Below are 2232 nucleotides of genomic sequence, written 5' to 3'. Positions count from 1 at the left end.
CTTTCTGTTAATACAACACTTTTTCAGTGGCTTCGGCGCTTGCCCGAGGAGGCTCAGCATATGCCCACGGAAAGCGAGTCATTCCCCGAAGTCTCTTATTCCACACAAACATCTCAAAATTCGAGTCTTCCAGATAACTGCACTTATCCTGAATAAGCTTTAGGATTCATTCTGTGCATTTATAAAGTAAACGGATCACAAAAAAACATTAGCGTTTATCACAGCTTGGCATCTTAATTCCTTGATCGAATCTTTTGAAGAAAGAGGAATCCTGTAACCATCGTAAAGAGAATCAGCAGGAGATTGGTAAATCCGTTTATAAATCCTACTCTTTCTACAGCAAACCCAAACAAAGGAAAGCTGATCATGATCACAAAGCTCTCCACTACGCCGATCAAAGAGAAAAACGTTGAGCGGACATTGCTCGTAAGTCTATCTTGTACAAAGGTGGTAAAGATCGGTTCAAAAAGACTGAGCAGCTGAGCAAGGAAGAGAAACGATAAGAGGATCGCCCAATCACTTGCGAAAATGAACAAGGTAAAAAACAGAATGTATAGTCCTATTCCATAATGTAGCAGGTTGAAAAATTTAAATCGCTCTTCCACTTTGTAAGCGATCTTCGCCATAATCACACCAAGCAATCCTTCAATGGTGAAGATGGCTCCAACAACAACAGGAGAATAGCCTAAGGAAACAAAGTATTCCTGTCCGTAAAAGGTAATAATAACCATTACGGAGGTCGCTAAAATAAACAGGACTACCGGCTTATGAATAATCGGGTTGCGCCCCCATACTCTCACTCCCAGTTTTAACTGATGCACCCACTGATGATACCAGCGCCCATCAATATTTTCTGTTTTATCCCGTTCTGGTTCTTTCATGAAAAATAGTGGAATCAAGGCAAGCACATGAGTGAAGATGGTTGAACCATACACCCATTCCCAGCTGATCTCAGCTAAAAATCCACCAAGAAATTTTGCAAGGCTGAGCGATAGAAGAGCGAGAGCGGTCATACTTCCAACGACCTTCGTGTAATCATTTTCGCGCTTCTCGCTTTTTAAGGTATCGTAGGCAAAAGCTTGCTCCGCACCCGAATGGAAAGTAATCATCAGTCCCATGGACATGAACGCTAACGTGAACAGAGAAAAGGAGCCACTAATCATCATAAACAGTCCATAGAGTATACTGAAAAAGTTTCCGAGCATGAGGCTGATTTTTCTTCCATATAAATCAGCTACCATTCCCGTAGGAACTTCAAATAATACAATCGCTAGATGGAGGAAGGCTTCCAGGATACCGATTTGGCCGAATGTCATGCCTTTGTCACCGAGATAGATGACCCAAAGAGCGCGGTCAAAAAATAATTGGGCAAAGAATATATAAAAGTAAAGCATGTAGATGTTCGTTTTTGTCTTAAACATTTTATTTGTCCTCTCCTTATACATAAAACCATATAAAAAAAGACACAGGAAAGTAAGATTCCTGTGTCTTTGGTGATTCAGGAAAAATCATACTTACGTTCACAAGCTATTAGAATGTCAGCTGAAAAAGGACACACTTGTCCCGAGGACAGCTGAAATTCCAATAATAGACATCATAAGTACGATGTATTTTTTCACTTCGATGATGTCTAATGTGAACGTAACCATGTTTTTCCCTCCTTTATGTATAAGCTGTTTTCATTATATATGGCTTGGCGAGAAGGGACAAGTCACTTTTATAATTAGAGGCTGAATCAGACACTATGACTTTTATGGCAACAAATTGATCAAAAGGTTATTCAACAATCGTGCAGGATTATGGAAGACTCAGTTTCGAGATAACCGGGGTTCGTTGCTGTATTTAGAGTCAGGGGTGGTTGGGAAGCAAATCGCTTTCCTGCGGGGATGACGGCAGGCTCTCCGTCCTGCGGGGTCTCACCAGCCCATCCATTCTCGCGGGAGTCTCACAGCTCCCAACCAACCCATGTGATGTATGTGTGAAACGAACCCCTTTACCCAGAAGGATTGTCTTCCACTATCCCAGTGCTATAAGCATAATGCGCTCTATATCATGCTCTCACCATCGGAATGCCCGTCTTGGAAATTTATATTCCTCCACTTTCCTTATGTGCCAAAGTTGTTTATTCCAGTAGTGGTTTCGAGATACTTATATGGTAAAGGGGCGGAGGCAAACGACGAGACTCCTGCGGGATGAGCATGACAGGTGAGACCCCGGAAGGCGGAGCCTGAG

1 protein-coding gene is annotated in these 2232 nt (G+C 42.3%); it reads right to left on the bottom strand.

Annotated elements, in window-relative coordinates; translation table 11 throughout:
* Positions 1-233: 233 nt before the first annotated feature.
* Positions 234-1421 (bottom strand): MFS transporter, encoded by a 1188-nt coding sequence (locus tag LD39_RS09580; RefSeq protein ID WP_035545591.1) that lies wholly within the window; start codon positions 1419-1421, stop codon positions 234-236.
* Positions 1422-2232 lie beyond the last annotated feature (811 nt).

The sequence above is a fragment of the Halobacillus sp. BBL2006 genome (assembly GCF_000786645.1).
Classification (GTDB): Bacteria; Bacillota; Bacilli; order Bacillales; family Halobacillaceae; genus Halobacillus.
This window is presented reverse-complemented; position numbering and strand designations above follow the sequence as displayed.

What these genes read in the sequence shown, in the direction of transcription:
- LD39_RS09580 (WP_035545591.1), bottom strand. Translation starts at nt 1,421, where the DNA reads ATGTTTAAGACAAAAACGAACATCTACATGCTTTACTTTTATATATTC.